Annotated in this window: 14 protein-coding genes; 9 read left to right on the top strand and 5 right to left on the bottom strand. The window is 71.8% G+C overall.

All coding sequences use genetic code 11. The features are described from left to right. Positions 1-15 precede the first annotated feature (15 nt). The 3 genes from ACY1JX_RS12440 to ACY1JX_RS12430 all read left to right on the top strand — a co-directional run bounded on the left by ACY1JX_RS12440 (position 16) and on the right by ACY1JX_RS12430 (position 2,324). A complete protein-coding gene (locus ACY1JX_RS12440; RefSeq protein ID WP_462564145.1) occupies positions 16-1,296 on the top strand; it encodes an ATP-binding protein in 1,281 nt (426 codons plus the stop codon). After that, positions 1,293-1,937 carry a LuxR C-terminal-related transcriptional regulator gene (locus tag ACY1JX_RS12435; RefSeq protein ID WP_181752809.1) on the top strand — a complete coding sequence of 215 codons (645 nt, stop codon included), beginning with the start codon at positions 1,293-1,295 and terminating at the stop codon, positions 1,935-1,937. The genes ACY1JX_RS12440 and ACY1JX_RS12435 overlap by 4 nt, the downstream gene beginning before the upstream one ends. 135 nt (positions 1,938-2,072) lie before the next feature. After that, positions 2,073-2,324, top strand: coding sequence for an excalibur calcium-binding domain-containing protein (locus ACY1JX_RS12430; protein WP_206679943.1), 252 nt, complete (start codon positions 2,073-2,075; stop codon positions 2,322-2,324). A gap of 11 nt (positions 2,325-2,335) precedes the next feature. Here the strand turns inward: ACY1JX_RS12430 and ACY1JX_RS12425 are convergent, their stop codons facing one another. Together ACY1JX_RS12425 and ACY1JX_RS12420 are read right to left on the bottom strand one after the other, a co-directional pair. Next, positions 2,336-3,529, bottom strand: a complete 1,194-nt coding sequence (locus tag ACY1JX_RS12425; RefSeq protein WP_286931238.1) for a N(5)-(carboxyethyl)ornithine synthase — start codon at positions 3,527-3,529, stop codon at positions 2,336-2,338. Positions 3,530-3,617: 88 nt separating this feature from the next. Beyond that, on the bottom strand, positions 3,618-5,753 hold the full coding sequence (locus ACY1JX_RS12420) for a DUF4185 domain-containing protein (protein ID WP_286931236.1): 2,136 nt from the start codon (positions 5,751-5,753) through the stop codon (positions 3,618-3,620). A gap of 92 nt (positions 5,754-5,845) precedes the next feature. On the opposite strand from ACY1JX_RS12420, the gene pcrA reads away from it, so the two are divergent. Continuing rightward, positions 5,846-8,179 (top strand): DNA helicase PcrA, encoded by a 2,334-nt coding sequence (pcrA, locus tag ACY1JX_RS12415; RefSeq protein WP_286931234.1) that lies wholly within the window; start codon positions 5,846-5,848, stop codon positions 8,177-8,179. A gap of 12 nt (positions 8,180-8,191) precedes the next feature. Here pcrA and ACY1JX_RS12410 read toward each other — a convergent pair whose 3' ends face one another. Then, entirely contained in the window at positions 8,192-9,244 is a 1,053-nt protein-coding gene (locus ACY1JX_RS12410) for a M23 family metallopeptidase (RefSeq protein WP_206679944.1), read from the bottom strand. A 279-nt stretch (positions 9,245-9,523) separates the two neighbouring features. Between ACY1JX_RS12410 and sucC the strand changes: the two genes are divergently transcribed. Together sucC and sucD are read left to right on the top strand one after the other, a co-directional pair. Further along, the gene (gene sucC, locus ACY1JX_RS12405; protein ID WP_286931231.1) at positions 9,524-10,687 is read left to right on the top strand and encodes an ADP-forming succinate--CoA ligase subunit beta; all 1,164 of its coding nucleotides are present in this window, start codon (positions 9,524-9,526) and stop codon (positions 10,685-10,687) included. A 9-nt stretch (positions 10,688-10,696) separates the two neighbouring features. Continuing rightward, the gene (sucD, locus tag ACY1JX_RS12400; protein ID WP_286931229.1) at positions 10,697-11,593 is read left to right on the top strand and encodes a succinate--CoA ligase subunit alpha; all 897 of its coding nucleotides are present in this window, start codon (positions 10,697-10,699) and stop codon (positions 11,591-11,593) included. Between the two features lie 88 nt (positions 11,594-11,681). Here sucD and ACY1JX_RS12395 read toward each other — a convergent pair whose 3' ends face one another. Then, entirely contained in the window at positions 11,682-13,496 is a 1,815-nt protein-coding gene (locus ACY1JX_RS12395; protein ID WP_286931228.1) for a SigE family RNA polymerase sigma factor, read from the bottom strand. A 72-nt stretch (positions 13,497-13,568) separates the two neighbouring features. On the opposite strand from ACY1JX_RS12395, the gene ACY1JX_RS12390 reads away from it, so the two are divergent. The 3 genes from ACY1JX_RS12390 to purH are packed head-to-tail and all read left to right on the top strand — an operon-like array spanning position 13,569 to position 16,865. Continuing rightward, the gene (locus tag ACY1JX_RS12390) at positions 13,569-14,693 is read left to right on the top strand and encodes a cell division protein PerM (protein ID WP_286931226.1); all 1,125 of its coding nucleotides are present in this window, start codon (positions 13,569-13,571) and stop codon (positions 14,691-14,693) included. After that, positions 14,668-15,312 carry a phosphoribosylglycinamide formyltransferase gene (purN, locus tag ACY1JX_RS12385; RefSeq protein WP_376785982.1) on the top strand — a complete coding sequence of 215 codons (645 nt, stop codon included), beginning with the start codon at positions 14,668-14,670 and terminating at the stop codon, positions 15,310-15,312. Before ACY1JX_RS12390 ends, purN begins: the two co-directional genes overlap by 26 nt. Beyond that, on the top strand, positions 15,309-16,865 hold the full coding sequence (gene purH, locus ACY1JX_RS12380) for a bifunctional phosphoribosylaminoimidazolecarboxamide formyltransferase/IMP cyclohydrolase (protein WP_286931221.1): 1,557 nt from the start codon (positions 15,309-15,311) through the stop codon (positions 16,863-16,865). Before purN ends, purH begins: the two co-directional genes overlap by 4 nt. On the opposite strand, the gene ACY1JX_RS12375 is transcribed toward purH, so the two are convergent. Beyond that, on the bottom strand, positions 16,837-17,517 hold the full coding sequence (locus tag ACY1JX_RS12375; RefSeq protein WP_286931219.1) for a TetR/AcrR family transcriptional regulator: 681 nt from the start codon (positions 17,515-17,517) through the stop codon (positions 16,837-16,839). The two genes, purH and ACY1JX_RS12375, sit on opposite strands and share 29 nt — an antisense overlap. Positions 17,518-17,529: the final 12 nt, after the last annotated feature.

Genomic DNA, 17,529 nt, shown 5'->3' with positions numbered 1-17,529 from the left:
TGTGAGGGTGGGGTCATGACGACCGCCGCCTCCGACGCCGCCGGCACCGGCCGGCGCCCGGGTGACGGCTACCGCCGGGCGTACCGCCCCGCGGACGCGCGCATCGTGGCGGGCGTCAGTGCGGGCCTGGCCGAGCACCTCGGCCTGCCCGTGGTGTGGGTGCGCGTCGGCTTCGTCGTGGCGACGTTCGTCCACGGCACGGGCCTGCTGGCCTACCTCCTGCTGTGGTGGTTCCTGCCCCTCCAGGCCCCGGTCGACGACTCCCCCGGCCTGGCCTCGGCCCGGCGCCGCGGACTGCGGGGCGCGGCGGGCGGCCCGTCACGTCGCGAGGTCGTCCAGAGCGTCGCGATCGGGGCGATCGGGCTCGGCGCCCTCGGACTGATGGCCCTGGCGGGCGGCTGGCTCGAGGGCTGGATGCTGCCGCTGCTGCTGGTCGTCACGGGGGTCGCGCTGGTCTGGCGGATCTTCGACGACGCCACCTGGAACTCCTGGCTCCGGCAGACGCGCGGCCCGGCGTTCGCCGTGCGTCTCCTCGTGGGCGTGTCCCTCATCGGCCTGGGCGCGATCTACGTCCTCACCGTGAACCGCGGCTGGTCGGCGGCCGTCGACTTCGCCGCCGCGCTGGCGATCGCGGTGGTCGGCCTCGTGCTGATCCTGGGGCCGTGGATCCTCGGCCTCTGGACCGATCTCGGCGAGGAGCGACGCGAGCGCATCCGCTCGCAGGAGCGGGCCGACGTCGCCGCCCACCTGCACGACTCCGTGCTCCAGACACTCGCCCTGCTCCAGAAGAACGCCGACGACCCGGCCGCGGTCGCCACCCTCGCGCGACGGCAGGAGCGCGAGCTGCGCGACTGGCTCTACGGACGCCAGGACGAGACCGCCACCTTCGCCACCGCCCTGCGCGACCTCGCCGCCGAGGTCGAGACGAACCACCGGATCCCCGTGGAGGTCGTCACGGTGGGCGACGCGCTGCCCGACGACGCCCTCCGGGCCCTGCTCGCCGCCACCGGCGAGGCGGTCGTCAACGCCGCCAAGCACTCCGGCGCCGACCGGGTCGACGTCTACGCCGAGCGTGTCACGGGCGAGCACGGCGACCTCATCGAGGTGTTCGTCCGCGACCGCGGCACGGGCTTCGACCCCGCCGCGGTGCCCGACGACCGGCTCGGCGTGCGCGGCTCGATCATCGGTCGTGCGGAGCGCCACGGTGGCACCGCCCGCGTCCGCAGCACCCCCGAGACCGGCACCGAGGTCGCCCTGACCATGCCGGTCTCGAACGGCGACAAGGAGAAGTCATGAGTGTCCTGTCCGTGCTGGTCGTCGACGACCACGCGATGTTCCGCACCGGCGTCCGTGCCGAGCTGGAGCGGCTCGGCAGCGGCCGTGTGGAGGTCGTCGGCGAGGCCGAGGACGTCGACACCGCGGTCGCCGCCATCTCCGCCCTGCGCCCCGACGTGGTGCTCCTCGACGTGCACCTGCCCGGGGGCGGCGGCCCGGAGGTCATCCGTCGCGCGGGCGCGACCGTGACGTTCCTGGCCCTCTCCGTCAGCGACGCCGCCGAGGACGTCATCGGCGTCATCCGCGCCGGCGCCCGCGGCTACGTCACCAAGAACATCTCGGCGCCCGAGCTGCTCGACGCGATCGACCGGGTGGCCGGCGGCGACGCCGTGTTCAGCCCCCGTCTGGCGGGCTTCGTGCTCGACGCGTTCGCCGGGACCATCGCGGTGGCCCAGGTCGACGAGGACCTCGACCGGCTCACCGAGCGCGAGCGCGAGGTCATGCGCCTGATCGCGCGCGGCTACGCCTACAAGGAGGTCGCGAAGGAGCTGTTCATCTCCGTCAAGACCGTCGAGACCCACGTCTCCAGCGTCCTGCGCAAGCTCCAGCTCTCGAGCCGCCACGAGCTCACCCGCTGGGCGAACGACCGCCGGCTGATCTGAGCCGCGCCCCTCCTCCACTTTTGGAACGGGATGCACCCCCGCCGGCGCGCATCGCGTGCATCCCGTTCCAAAAGTGGGACGGGGCGGCCCTCTCGACCGTAGGGTGACCGGACGTCCCCCACGCAAGGAGTCCTGGTGCGCAAGATCCTGGTCGCGGTCCTGATGACGAGCTCTCTCGTGCTGGCGTCCGCGCCGGCCGAGGCCGCCACGAAGTTCAAGAACTGCACGGCCCTCAACAAGAAGTACCCGCACGGCGTGGGCATGCCCGGCGCCAAGGACAAGACGTCGGGCAAGCCCGTCACGAGCTTCAAGCGCAGCAAGGCCCTCTACAAGGCCAACAAGACCAAGGACCGCGACAAGGACAGGATCGCCTGCGAGAAGCGGTGAGCCTTCCCCGCTCAGCCGGCGGCGAGCGCCGGGTGCGGGTACTCCTCGGCGCGGTGCTGGAACGACAGGATCGCCGGGTTCACCACGACGCCGTCGCGGATCTCGATCGCCCGCGAGACGACCGTCGCGGCGTCCCAGCCTGCGGGGCCCGCCATGACCGTCTCCAGGTGGGGCAGCAGCGCCGCGCTGATCTCCCACGTGGCGGAGTCCCACAGCAGCGAGGGGCTGTGGTCGACGGCGTAGTAGAGGACGTTGTCGCCCACGGTGAACGTCGGCTCGTCGAACGTGGTGGGCCTGGCCCAGCTGAAGCCCATCGCCTCGTCGCACGACACGTCGACCACGATCGTTCCGGACGCGATCGAGGCGAGGTCTCCCTCGTCGAGGAAGGTCAGCGGCGCGTCGGGATTCTGCAGGACGCAGTTCACGATGATGTCGTTGTCGGCCAGGAACTCGGCCACCGGCACCATGCCGTCCGGCGTCTGGGCCCAGAGGTCCTCCGGGTCGTCACCCTCGCCCCCGCGCTCGAGCTGCACGATCTGTGTGCCGTGGATCGGTGAGCCGACCGCGGCGACGTCACGGTTCGTCAGCACGTGGACCTCGCTGATGCCGTGCGCGTTGAGGGCCGTGACGGCACCACGCGCCGTGGCACCGAAGCCGATGACCGTGGCCTTCATCCGGCGCCCGTAGTCGCCCGTGCGGCCGGCGAGCTGCAGCGCGTGCAGCACCGAGCAGTAGCCGGCCAGCTCGTTGTTCTTGTGGAAGACGTGCAGCGCGAAGCGGCCGTCCTCGGTCCAGTGGTTCATCGCCTCGAAGGCGATGAGCGTCAGCCGACGGTCGATCGCCACCTGGGTCAGCGCGGCGTCCTGCACGCAGTGCGGCCAGCCCCAGACGGTCTGCCCCTCGCGCATCTGCACCAGGTCCTCGGCCTGGACCTTGGGCAGCACGATGACGTCGCAGTCGGCGATCAGCTCCTCGCGGGAGGCGATCCGCCCGACGAGGGGCGCCAGCTCCGCGTCGGTGAGCCCGAAATCCTTCCCGTACCCCTGCTCGAGCCGCACGAACCGGCGCAGCTCCGGAGCGATGTCCTCCAGGTGTCGAGGATGGACCGGGAGCCGGTGCTCGTTCTCCTTGCGGGAACGGGCCAGCAGGCCGATGAGAAGGGGCGTGGTGGGCGTGCGGGGCGATGCGGCGGCCGAATCGGCCATAGGGGTTCCCTTGCTGGAGGACCTGAGAGGTCCCGACCCCTCACGGTAAGCCCTGCGGGACCGGTCGCGAACCACGCGAGCTCCCGGGTCAGGGCAGGTCGATCCTCAGGAACTCCGGGCGGTAGAGGCTCGGGTCGGCCTGGACGTCGCCGTCCTTCGTGTTGCGGCTGACCGACACCACCATCGTGCCCTCCTGCGGGAACAGCTCGGGGTGCGCGAGCGGCATGTAGCGCAGCGCCGACGCGGTCGACGGGATCTTCGCGACCGGCGGGGCCGCCACGAACGGGCCGGTCGGGCCGGGAGCCGTCCAGACCACCAGGTCGGTGCCGACGAAGTCCGCGCGCTTGCTCAGCGCGTACCAGCGCTTGCCCTCGCGGAAGACCGAGAACGTCTGGGAGACCCCGTTGTCCTGCTCGATCACGGTGGCCGCGCCGTCGGCGTCGCGCTGCCACTTCTTCCCGTCCCAGTACCGCCACTTCGACTGGTCGGTGACGTCGGCCAGCTTCGCGCGGGCCACCGACACGGCCCAGCCGAACCCGGCGTCGCTCGTGCGGCTCGTGCCGTAGAGGTAGACCGAGTCGCCGACGACCGTCGCGGCGGCGCCCCACGTGGGCCGGGAGGTGTCGGGGTCGTCCTCGCCCAGGTCGACCACCCGCTGCAGCACGGGCGCGCGTCCCGGCTCGACCCGGAAGATCGCCACCGCAGGTCCCAGGTTCTCGAAGCCAAACAGCTCGTCGCCCGTCTGCCGCACGCGCTGCGCCATGACACCCACGAGGTCGCGACCCAGGTCGACGGCGGCGACCGACATGGGCCAGTAGCCCACCCCGTCCGCACGGTCGGGGATCACGGCGCTGCGATCCTTCCGCTGCACGAGCCCGACGCACGTGTCGTCGAAGAGCAGCATCGAGTTGCGCACCATCGTCTGGCTGGCGTAGTCCGGCCGCCGGATCGTGTCGCCGAACACGAACAGCCCACGGCCGTCGGCCAGCTGCGTGCTGGCCCCGACATCGCCTCCCACGAATCCCTCGACGTCGCTGACCGTCTCGATCCGCTCGTTGAGCTCCTCGACGCTGGTCGGCGGGCTGACCTTCTTGCAGGTCACGGTGACGGGAGGGTCCAGGTCGGTGGTGGTGAAGGCGGGCACTGCGGGGGTCACGACGAGCAGGCCGGTCATCACGAGCGCGCCGGCCGTGGCGGCGACGGGATGCCGGCGCAGCGACGGATGGAGGTCCCGCCGGGCATGTCGCGGCTCGGCAGCCGTGGCCGCGACGGTGGCCGCGGTGAGCCCGAGCAGGGTCCACAGCGCCATCATCACCACGACCTGCTCGACCCCCTCGCCGCCGAAGTAGGCCAGGCCGCGCACGGCCGACGTCGCCGCTCCCGGCGGCAGCCAGGCCAGCAGGGTGGGCCACACGACCGGCACCGGCGTCAGTGGCCACGCGCCGATCGCGCCCGGGATCCCCAGCACCAGGCCGAGGACGGCGAGGCCGAGCCCCAGGCGACCGAACCAGGCGATCAGCGCCAGCGTCACCGAGCCCACTCCCAGCACGACGATCGCCCCGAGACCCGCGAGCGCGAGGAACGGCGCGTCGAGGCGCCGGATGACGACCTCGCTCAGGAACGCGCCCCCGAGCCCGGCCACGACCGCCCCGGCCGCGAGGCCCGCGAACCTCAGCACGACGAGGGACGCCGACGGCGACCTGGCGCCGAACACCAGGCCGAGCAGGGCGGCGAAGGCCACGCCGAGGATCGCCCACGCGATGCCGAGCCGGAACGGCCCGACGCCCTCGGGATCGCGCTCGGCCGTGGGGATCCTGTCCTCCACCTTCACGCTCTGCCCGCTGGCGGCCAGGATGCTCGAGACGACCTCGCGGACCTTCGCGGCCTCGGCAGTGCCGTCGGCGCTGGCCACCCACAGGACGTGCTCGTCCTTCTTCCCCATCACCACGACGCCGCTCACGGACCGTTTCGCCAGGCTCTTCTGGGCCGCCTCCTTCGACGGGCTGACCCGGGCGGCGACCTCGTGCTCGCTGGGCCCGTTGAGGGCGTCGCGCATCGTCGAGGCGTCAGGATCGGGACCGACGACCGCGACCGGGATCTCGCGCGGGGCCGCTTGGTTCAGGCCGGGCAGCTCGGACGCCGGGTCGAGCCACACCAGGACCGCGGTGAGGAGCATCGCGACGACGAACCCGGCCGCCGTCAGCCCCACTCCGTGCTGGCGCATGTCGTTCACCGTAGCGGGGCGTTCGGCGCTCCCGTGGTCCTGCGCCTCTGGCCGCCGGGCTGTCGGGGATCGCGACTACGCTGGATCCTGCGATGACCCTGCCATTCCCCGTGCCCTCCGCCCGCCCGTCCGCTCCCGGCCCGGCCGATGCCGACGCACCCCCGGCGAAGCGCCGCACCGCCCGGTCCGACGAGCTGCTCGAAGGACTCAACGACGCCCAGCGGACCGCCGTCTCGCACACCGGCGGCCCCCTGCTGGTGGTGGCCGGCGCCGGCTCGGGCAAGACCCGGGTGCTCACCCGCCGCATCGCCTGGCTGATCGCCGCCCGCGGTGCCCATCCCGGCTCGATCCTGGCGATCACCTTCACCAACAAGGCCGCCGCCGAGATGCGCGAGCGGGTCGCCGAGCTCGTGGGCGGCCGCGCGCGGATGATGTGGGTCTCCACGTTCCACTCCGCCTGCGTGCGGATCCTGCGCCGCGAGGCCGACAAGTTCAGCTACACGTCGTCGTTCAGCATCTACGACGCCGCCGACTCGCGCCGCCTGATGACCCTCGTCGTCAAGGACCTCGACCTGGACCCCAAGAAGGTCAACCCGCGCGCCGTCCTCAACTGGGTGTCGAACCACAAGAACGAGCTGGTCGACCACGAGGAGGCCGGGCGCCGCGCCTCCAACGGCACCGACGAGACCTACGCGCAGTGCTACGCGGAGTACCAGCGCCGGCTCCGCGCGGCGAACGCCATGGACTTCGACGACATCATCATGAACACCGTCCACCTGTTCCAGGCGTTCCCCGAGGTCCGCGACACCTACCGCCGCCGGTTCCGCCACGTGCTCGTCGACGAGTACCAGGACACGAACCACGCCCAGTACACGCTGATCAAGGAGCTCTGCGACGAGGAGTCCGACCTCATGGTCGTGGGCGACTCCGACCAGTCGATCTACGCCTTCCGCGGCGCCACGATCCGCAACATCCTCGAGTTCGAGGACGACTACCCCAACGCCGACACGGTGCTGCTGGAGCAGAACTACCGCTCCACGCAGAACATCCTGGCCGCGGCCAACGGCGTGATCTCGCGCAACTCCGGCCGCCAGGACAAGAAGCTGTGGTCCGCCGAGGGCGACGGCGAGATGCTGGTCGGCTACGTCGGCGACGACGAGCGCGACGAGGCGCAGTTCATCGCCGACGAGATCGACCGGCTCTCCGACGCCGGCATCGCCGCCGCCCGCGACGTGGCGGTGTTCTACCGCACCAACGCGCAGAGCCGTGTGTTCGAGGAGGTGTTCATCCGCGTGGGGCTGCCCTACCGGGTCGTCGGCGGTGTCCGCTTCTACGAGCGCAAGGAGGTCAAGGACGCCCTGGCCTACCTGCGCGTCCTGGTGAACCCCCGCGACGCCGTCTCGATGCGCCGCGTGCTCAACGAGCCCAAGCGCGGCATCGGCGACCGGGCCGAGGGCGCGCTCGAGCGCTTCGCCTCCCGCCACGACGTCAGCTTCTGGGAGGCCATGACCCGCGTCGACGAGATCGACGAGCTCGCCACCCGCTCCCGCTCGGCCGTGTCCGCGTTCGCCACGACGATGTCCGAGCTGATGGACCTGGCCGCCTCCGGCGCCCCGGCCGACGCCGTGCTGGAGGCGGCGCTGACGAAGTCGGGCTACCTCACCGTGCTCGAGAACAGCACTGATCCGCAGGACGAGACCCGCGTGGAGAACCTCGCCGAGCTCGTCGCGGTCGCCCGCGAGTTCGTCGCCTCCGCCGCCACCCTCGAGGAGGGCGAGGAGCCCGACCCCGACGTCACCCTGGCCGCCGGTTCCCTCGACGCGTTCCTCGAGCAGGTGGCGCTCGTGGCCGACGCCGACTCGCTGCCCGACGCGAAGGACGGCGTCGTCACCCTCATGACCCTGCACACGGCCAAGGGCCTGGAGTTCCCGGTGGTGTTCCTCACCGGCCTCGAGGACGGCGTGTTCCCGCACCTGCGTTCGCTCGGCGACCCGGCCGAGCTGCAGGAGGAGCGCCGACTGGCGTACGTGGGCATCACCCGGGCGCGCGAGCGGCTCTACCTCACCCGCGCCACCGTGCGCTCGGCCTGGGGCGCCCCGTCGTACAACCCGGCGTCGCGGTTCCTCGACGAGATCCCGGCCACCCTGATCGACTGGAAGCGCGAGGCCAGCGCCCCCACCCAGTGGGCCCCACGCACGCCCGCGGCGTCGTTCCGGTCGTCCACCGTGGCCGCGCGCTCGAAGAAGAAGACCTCGGGCGAGGTCATGTCCCTGTCACCCGGCGATCGCGTCACGCACGACAGCTTCGGGCTCGGCACGGTCGTCACGGTGGAGGGCACGGGCCAGAACTCGGTCGCCAGCGTCGACTTCGGCTCGGCCGGGGTCAAGCGGCTCTTGCTGCGCTACGCCCCGCTCGAGAAGCTCTGAGCCGCGCGGCGGTCAGGGGGTGACGCCGTGCGCGGCGAGAGCCGCGTACGGGTCGACCGGGTCGCCGCCGCCGGGGCGCACCTCGAGGTGCAGGTGCGGGCCGGTCACGTTGCCGGTGGCTCCCGTGGCACCGATGACGTCACCGGGCGCGACCTGCTGGCCCACGCTGACCGAGATCGAGCTCTGGTGGCAGTACCAGATCTCCGTGCCGTCGGCGAGGGTGACGATCGTGCGGTTGCCGTAGGCCCCCTCGTAGCCCGCCGAGGTGACGGTGCCGGCCGCCATCGAGACGATCGTCGAGCCCGACGGGCCGGCGAAGTCCAGGCCGGTGTGGCGACCGCTGCTCCAGTAGCCGCCGCCCTGGCCGAAGCGCGCCGTGAGTCGGTAGCCGACCACGGGGATGACCCACTGGTTGCGGATGATCTCGTCCTGGCGCTTCTCGGCGGCCTTCTCGTAGCCGGCCTTCTGCTGCGCAAGGGCCTTCTGGACCTGCTGGGCCTGCAGCGGCTTCTGGATGGCGAGCTCGCGGTCGTAGCTGCGGGAGACGTCCACCGCGTTGGTGGCGTTCGCGCCGACGTAGTTCTTGGCCAGCGCCGCGTCGGCACCGGCGAGCAGGCCGGGCGAGGTGACGCTGATCGAGCCGACGGCCGCGATCACGACGGCGGCGACACCGGCGAGCAGCCGGGTGCGGCCAGTGGCGGCCGCGGCGCGGCGCGCACGGCGGGCGCCGGGGATGCGGCCCTCGGGGATCGAGCCGATCGCGGGGAAGGTGAGGGTGTCCTCGGCCGGCACGGTGGCCACGGGCTCGGGGAGCGCGGTGGCGGGCTCGGCCGCGACGGGGGCGTGCGCGCGGCGGGAGCCGGCCACCGGAGTGGGCTGCTTGGCGCGACGGCCGACGCTGTAGGTCTGGGTGGTCGACTGAGGGCTCAGGGCCTTCATGACGACGGTCGAGTCGGAGTCCTGCTCGACGGGGCGCGAGGCGCGCCGCGAGCCGACGTTCCGGGGTGCTTCATTGGCATCCGGGGTCGACCGACCGCTCGCTCGGGAGCGATCGAATTCGGCCATACGGGAGCCTCCGGGGGGTCAGGCAAACGGACTCGCCGAGTCTAGGGGACCCGGCGCCGCGAATTCCAACCCTTTGTCGAAGTGACCCACCGTTAGGACACGGATACCAGAGGAAAGTCGAAGCCGCACGTCCACGAAGTGGGACGGTGTTTCAACTCACGTTTACAAACCCACGAGGAAACGTGCGGTGAACGACGGGTAGAGTCGCGAGGGCTTCGGCGACGTCGCGTCCACGGCGCCCGCCGAACCACAGCGAATCCCACCATTAAGGACGTCACCGTGGATCTGATGGAATATCAGGCGAAGGAGCTCTTCGCCAAGCACAACGTTGCGACGACCCTCGGCACCGTGGTCACCACGGCCGAGGAGGCCAAGGCCGCCGCCGAACAGACGGGTGGCGTCACCGTCATCAAGGCGCAGGTCAAGGCCGGCGGCCGCGGCAAGGCCGGCGGCGTCAAGATCGCCAAGACCGCCGATGAGGCCTTCGAGCACGCCTCGAACATCCTCGGCATGGAGATCAAGGGCCTCACGGTCAACCGCGTGCTCGTCACGCCGGCCACGCCCCCCGTCGAGGAGTACTACTTCTCGTTCCTGCTCGACCGCGCGAACCGCAGCTACCTCTGCATCGCCAGCGTCGAGGGCGGCGTCGAGATCGAGGAGGTCGCCAAGACCAACCCCGAGGCCGTGCGCCAGATCCCCGTGGACGCCGGCACCGGCGTCGACGAGGCCAAGGCCCGTGAGATCGTCGCCGACGCCAAGTTCCCGGCCGAGCTGGCCGAGCAGGCCGTCGAGATGATCCAGTCCCTGTGGAAGGTCTTCGTCGAGGAGGACGCCACGCTGGTCGAGGTCAACCCCTTGGCGCGCCTGGAGGGCGACAAGCTGGAGGCCCTCGACGGCAAGGTCTCGCTCGACGAGAACGCCGACTTCCGCCACCCCGAGCACGAGGCGTTCGTGGACAACGACGCCACCGACCCGCTCGAGGTCAAGGCCAAGTCGAAGGGCCTGAACTACGTCAAGCTCGACGGCCAGGTCGGCATCATCGGCAACGGCGCCGGGCTCGTCATGAGCACGCTCGACGTCGTCGCGTACGCCGGTGAGGCCCACGGCGGCGTCAAGCCGGCCAACTTCCTGGACATCGGCGGCGGCGCCTCGGCGCAGGTCATGGCTGACGGCCTGGACGTCATCCTTCACGACGAGCAGGTCAAGAGCGTGTTCGTGAACGTCTTCGGCGGCATCACCTCGTGTGACGCGGTCGCGAACGGCATCAAGGGCGCGCTGGAGATCCTCGGCGACGAGGCGAAGAAGCCGCTCGTCGTGCGCCTCGACGGCAACAAGGTCGAGGAAGGCCGGGCGATCCTGAACGAACTGAACCACCCGCTGGTCACCCTCGTCGACACCATGGACGGTGCCGCCGACAAGGCCGCCGAGCTCGCGAACGCATAAGGACGAAACATGGCGATCTATCTCACCTCTGAATCCAAGGTCATCGTCCAGGGCATCACCGGCGGCGAGGGCACCAAGCACACCGCACTGATGCTGAAGTCCGGCACGAACGTCGTCGGCGGTGTCAACGCGCGCAAGGCCGGCACCACGGTCAAGCACGTCGATGCCGACGGCAACGACGTCGAGCTGCCTGTCTTCGCCTCGGTCGCCGAGGCGATCGAGAAGACCGGCGCCGACGTGTCGGTCGCGTTCGTCCCGCCGGCGTTCACGAAGGACGCCGTCGTCGAGGCGATCGACGCGGAGATCGGCCTGCTGGTGGTCATCACCGAGGGCGTGCCGGTCCAGGACACCGCGGAGTTCTGGGCCTACGCCCAGGGCAAGAAGACGCGCGTCATCGGCCCGAACTGCCCGGGCATCATCAGCCCCGGGCAGGCGCTCGCCGGCATCACGCCGGCGACCATCGCGGGCCCCGGCCCGGTAGGCCTCGTGTCCAAGTCGGGCACGCTGACCTACCAGATGATGTTCGAGCTGCGTGACTTCGGTTTCACCACCGCCATCGGCATCGGCGGCGACCCGGTCATCGGCACGACGCACATCGACGCGCTCGAGGCGTTCGAGAACGACCCCGAGACCAAGGCGATCGTGATGATCGGCGAGATCGGCGGCGACGCCGAGGAGCGTGCGGCCGAGTACATCAAGGCGCACGTCACCAAGCCGGTCGTCGGCTACGTGGCGGGCTTCACCGCCCCCGAGGGCAAGACCATGGGCCACGCCGGCGCCATCGTGTCGGGCTCGTCGGGCACCGCCCAGGCGAAGAAGGAGGCCCTCGAGGCCGCCGGGGTCAAGGTCGGCAAGACGCCGTCCGAGACCGCCGCCCTGATGCGGGAGATCCTCAAGGATCTCTGAGCCAGCTCAGCACGAAGCCCCCGCGACCTTACGGTCGCGGGGGCTTCGTCGTTGCTGGGGGCGGGCTCCCCGTCAGGCGAGAAGTCCGTCACTCCGGCGCGTGCGCGAGACGCTCGCCCGCGCGCTTGAGGACGGCGCGGAACTCACCACCGGAGATCGCGTACTTGCCGGCGGGCGGGAAGAGGACCTGGGTGACGTCGGAGCCGCGGCGCACGATGCCCATGCGGTAGTTGACGACCTTGTCCTTGCCGACCTCGAGGCCGACGCGCCACGAGGTGCCGGTGAAGTCCTCGCCACGGACGCGCTTGACGTCGCTGACCTCGGCCGGGATGTCGCCGTCGGCGCACTCCTCGAGGCGCTTGGTGACGCCGTCGACGAGCTTCTTGGCGTCCTTGGGCGACTCCAGCCGCGCCACGGTCTGGGTGAGCGCGAACTGGTCGGGCAGCTTCGTCGTCTCGGGGATCGCGAAGACCCGCGACTGGGCCGAGACGACGGACGGATCGGTGAACTTCGTGTCGTCGCACACCGTGGCGGTGGGGTTCTGGTCGGTGACCGGCATCGGCGCGCTGGCGCTCCAGACGCTGTCGATCGTCCGGACCGGCGGCAGGTCGACGACGCCGAGGAACTCGGGGTTCTTGCCCACGGCGGGCGGCACCGTGGGCGTCACGGTGAAGCGGGTGGAGCAGTCGCCGCCGGAGTCGGCGCAGACGCGGCTGATGGACTCGTTCAGGACGCGCGCGAACTGCCGGACGTCCGTGCGCTTGGTGCCGGGCGACTCGTGCACGAGCGTGCTGGTCAGGGTGCCCGACTGCGCGAGGCCCACCGTGATGAACCGGCTCGGCGAGCGGTACGACTGCAGGCGGAGGATCTGGAAGTCGCCGAACGGCCGCTCGACGCGGTAGGCGTCGACGAGGCGCGTGCGCGGGTGCTCACAGCCCGCGTAGAAGGACACGAGGCGGTCGAACGCGGCCTCGGAGGCCTCCTGCGAGCGCGAGACCTCGAGGGCCTGGGCCACGCGGTCGTCGGTGTCGTCGGTGAAGGCGCGGACGAACACCTTGAGCGGGTCGGGATCGGCGAAGCGCGTGGTGGGGCACGTCGCGTAGGGGGTCTGGTTGGCCGGGTCGGTGTCGGTCGCCTCGACCGTCCACGACGAGTCGGGACGCAGGGCCGCGACCTCGCCCGACGACAGCAGGTCGTCGGTGCCGATGTTGTGGGAGTCCAGGACGACGTCGCGCGACTCCGCGCCGATCTTCTCGCGGTCGGGCAGGGCCGACTGGCGGGCCGTGGCATCGCCCTGGGCGACGAACGCGCCACCGAAGAGCACCAGCGCGAGCGCGGCGGCCACCAGAAGGACGGCGTTGCGGCGGGCGCCCCGGGTGGCGGAGCGGCGCACCTCGGCGGCCGTGGGCAGGTCGAGGCCGGCGGTGACGACCGCCAGGGCCCGCATCCGCTCGACGACCTCGTCGATGGTCGCTCCGAGGCCCTCCTCGATCCGGCTGAAGCCGCGGGAGGCCAGCTCCAGGGCTGCCTCGTCGTCGACGCCCACCTCACGCGCGGCCTCGTCGAGGTCGACGTCGGCGATCGTCATCAGGCTGATGAGCCGCCGCGACGGCTGGTCGAGGTCGGCCAGCTGGGCCAGCAGCGCCGTGTCGGTGTCGTGGGTGCGCTTCCGGCGCCACGGGTGGGTGCCGCGGCTCAGGGCCGTGCCCTTCCAGGCCTCGGCCCGAGCGAACGACGCAGGATCGCCGGACGACACGCGCGACCACTGCCGCCAGGCATGGCGGTAGGCCTCGATCGTCGCCTCGCGAGCGACCTCCCGATCACCGCACTTCGCGTACGTGGTGACGAGGGTCACGCGCTGCGTCGAGGAGTAGAAGGCATCGAACTCGTCGACCCGAGTCATCTACCTTCCTCCTTCGATCGGCCCCGGCGTGTGCTGTCGGAATCGTCCCCACGATACCGGTTGGATGGTGAGGTGCCCGAGTCCCGTGCTGCCGATCAGTGGCGCCCGGCGATCCTCACCGCCGTCGGAACGGCGGTCCTGAGCGTCCTGATCGCCGGTGCCGCGGCCTCGTCGACGGCGGTCGCGGGCTCCACGGCCGACCTCGTCCGGTCCGCGATCCGCACGTGGCTGGTCTCCGTGGGTGCCACGCTCACCGCGGGCGAGCAGCGGCTCGACCTGGTGCCGATCGGCGCCACGATCGTCGTGATCGTGCTGGTGCTCGTGCTCACCCGCCTGTTCCTGCGAACCCCTGTCGCCGACCCCGGCGCCTTCGGGGCGATGACCGGTGGCGTGGCCGGTGTCCTCGCCGGCATCTGCTCGGCCGCCACCACCACCGACGCGACCAGCACGTCGTTCGTCCGCGCCGCGTTCGGCGCGTTCGTCGTCGTCGGGCTGCCCGCGGCGTGGGGCGCCTCGCGCCAGGCGGGCGTCGCGTGGCTCGGCCTGGCACCACGCTGGGTCCCGGTCGCCGACGGTGCCGTCACCGGCGTGATCGGCCTGCTCGGCGGAGCCACCGTGCTCACCTTCGTCATGCTCGTGCTGCACCTCGACCGGGCCTCCGACCTGTGGGCCACGCTCGATCCCGGTGGCCCGGTGCTGCTGGGCGTCCTGTGCCTGCTGGCGCTGCCCACGCTCGTGCTGTGGACCGCCTCGGTCCTGCTCGGCCCCGGCTTCACGCTGGGTCCGGACACCTCGGTCGACCTCGCCGGCTCGTCGCTCGGCGCCGTGCCCGGCTTCCCGCCCCTAGCGGCGCTGCCGGACCCCGGTCCCTTCGGCGGCTGGGTCGTCGTGCTGACCCTGATCCCCCTCGCGGCAGGCGTGGCGGCCGGGCTCGTCGCCCACACTCGCATGCCCGCGAAGGAGAGCACGTGGGGCCGGGCCGCCGGCGACGGCGCCCTGGCCGGAGCGGTGGCCGGCGCCGTGATCGGGCTCCTCGTCGAGACGGCGCGCGGCGGCATGGGCCCGGGTCTGCTGCAGTCCGCCGGTCCGCCGGCCTGGCAGAGCCTGCTCGTCGCGGTTCCGCTGCTCGCGGCGGGCGGCGCCCTCGGCGCGATCGGCGCCCACTATCGTTCTGCACGTGACCGAGCCTCGTCCTGAGCCCTCCCGGCTCGTGGTGCTGGTCTCCGGATCCGGCACCAACCTGCAGGCCCTGATCGACGCCTCCGCCGACCCGGCGTACGGCGCCCGGATCGTCGCGGTCGGCGCCGATCGCGACGGCATCGAGGGTCTCGCGCGGGCGCAGCGGCACGGCATCCCCACCTTCGTCGACCGCGTGTCCGACCACCCCGACCGTGCGGCGTGGGACGCGTCCCTCGCCGAGACGGTGGCGGCGTACGAGCCGGACCTCGTGGTCCTGGCCGGCTTCATGAAGCTCACGGGCCCGGCGTTCCTCGACCGCTTCGGCGGCCGCACCGTCAACACCCACCCCGCCCTGTCGCCGTCGTTCCCGGGCATGCACGGCCCGCGCGACGCACTCGCCCACGGCGTCAAGGTCACCGGGGCCACGCTCTTCGTGGTGGACGCCGGCGTCGACACCGGTCCGATCGTGGCCCAGGTGGCCGTCCCGGTCGAGGACGACGACGACGTCGAGTCCCTGCACGAGCGCATCAAGACCTCCGAGCGAGCCATGCTGGTGGAGTGGGTCGGGCGCCTCGCCCGCGAGCCCCACTCGATCGACGGCCGACGCATCCGCTTCCACCCGAAGGAACAGTCATGACTGACACCCGTCCCATCAAGCGCGCCCTCGTCTCGGTCTACGACAAGACCGGGCTGGCCGAGCTGGCCACCGCCCTGCACGCCGCGGGCGTCTCGATCGTGTCCACGGGGTCCACCGCGAAGACGATCGAGGCCGCGGGCGTCCCCGTGACCCCGGTCGAGGAGCTCACCGGCTTCCCCGAGTGCCTCGACGGCCGGGTCAAGACCCTGCACCCGCGCGTCCACGCCGGCATCCTCGCCGACCTGCGCCTGCCCGACCACGAGCGCCAGCTGCGCGAGCTCGAGATCGAGCCCTTCGACCTCGTCGTGGTGAACCTCTACCCGTTCCGCGAGACCGTCGCCTCGGGTGCGACGCCCGACGAGGTCGTCGAGCAGATCGACATCGGCGGTCCGTCCATGGTCCGCGCCGCGGCGAAGAACCACCCCTCCGTCGCGGTGGTCGTCTCCCCCGCCGCCTACGGCGAGGTCACCGACGCGGTCTCCGCGGGCGGCTTCACGCTCGAGCAGCGCAAGCGCCTCGCCGGGCAGGCGTTCGCGCACACGGCGGCCTACGACGTCGCCGTCGCCTCGTGGTTCTCCTCGTCCTACGCCCCCGCCGACGACGAGCAGTTCCCGGCATTCCTCGGCGCCACGTGGGAGCGCTCGGCGGTGCTGCGCTACGGCGAGAACCCGCACCAGCCCGCCGCGCTCTACACCGGCGACCAGCCCGGCCTCGCCGGAGCTGAACAGCTGCACGGCAAGGAGATGTCGTTCAACAACTACCTCGACACCGACGCGGCGCGCCGCGCCGCCTTCACGCACGACAAGCCCGCCGTGGCGATCATCAAGCACGCCAACCCCTGCGGCATCGCCGTGGGCACCGACGTCGCCCAGGCCCACGCCCGCGCGCACGCCTGCGACCCGGTCTCCGCGTTCGGCGGCGTGATCGCCGCCAACCGTCCGGTCACGGTCGCGATGGCCCAGCAGGTGGCCGAGGTGTTCACCGAGGTCATCGTCGCCCCCGACTACGAGGACGGCGCCGTCGAGGTGCTGCAGGGCAAGAAGAACATTCGCATCCTGCGCTGCCCGGCTCCCACCCACGAGATCCCGGTCGAGTTCCGGCCCGTCAGCGGCGGCCTGCTCCTGCAGGAGCGCGACCGCGTCGACGCCCACGGCGACGACCCGACGACGTGGACCCTCGCCGCGGGCGAGCCGGCCGACGCCGACACCTTCGCCGACCTCGTCTTCGCGTGGCGCGCGTGCAAGGCCGTGAAGTCCAACGCGATCCTGTTGGCCAAGGACGGGGCCTCGGTGGGCGTCGGCATGGGCCAGGTCAACCGGGTCGACTCGTGCCGCCTCGCGGTGGAGCGGGCCGGCGAGGAGCGGGCGCGTGGTGCGGTCGCCGCGTCGGACGCCTTCTTCCCGTTCTCCGACGGACCTCAGATCCTCATCGACGCGGGGGTTCGCGCGATCGTGCAGCCGGGCGGGTCGGTGCGTGACGCCGAGACCGTGGCCGCGGCCGCGGCCGCCGGCGTCACGATGTACGTCACGGGGACGCGTCACTTCTTCCACTGAGGCCGCGGTCGCGCAGGTCCTGCAGCATCTGCGTGCCGGTCTCGTCCTCGACGAGGTGGCCGATGATGAGGTTGCGCAGCGCCCGGACGACCTTGGCGGGCTCCTCGGTCTCGGGATTGACGCCGGCCGACCGGCGCAGTGCGATCCCGGCGATGAGGGCGACCATGTCCTCGGCCAGACCCTCGGCATCGGCGATCCCGGCCTTGTGGAGGAAGTCCTCGAGCAGGTGCTGCCCGGTGGTCAACGCCCTCACGGCCGCCTCGCGCAGCTGGGGGTCGCGAGCGGCACCCAGGATGACCGCGAGCTCGCGGGTGGAGTTCGCGGGCGTGCGCTTGGCCAGGACGGTGGAGGCGAACTCCACCGACGTGTCGCGGGTGATGAGGGACATCAGCCCGGCGACGTCGATGTCGGCGAGCTTCCCGACCGTCTCCAGCCAGCGCTCGATGTGGTGGTTCAGTGCCTCGCGCAGCAGGTCGTCGATCGTGGCGAAGTAGTAGGTCGTGGTGGCTGCCGGCAGTCCGGCCGCCGCGGCCACCGCCCGGTGCGTGACAGCGCGTGAGCCGCCCTCCACGAAGAGATCGACCGCGGCCTCCAGCAGGGCCTCGCGACGCTGCCGGCTCCGCTCCTGCGACAGCTGGGCCCTGGGTGCCATTCACGCAGTCTA

The sequence above is a fragment of the Aeromicrobium sp. JP4 genome, assembly GCF_054957925.1.
The sequence above is the reverse complement of the archived record's forward strand: the minus strand, read 5'-3'. Positions and strand labels throughout refer to the sequence as shown.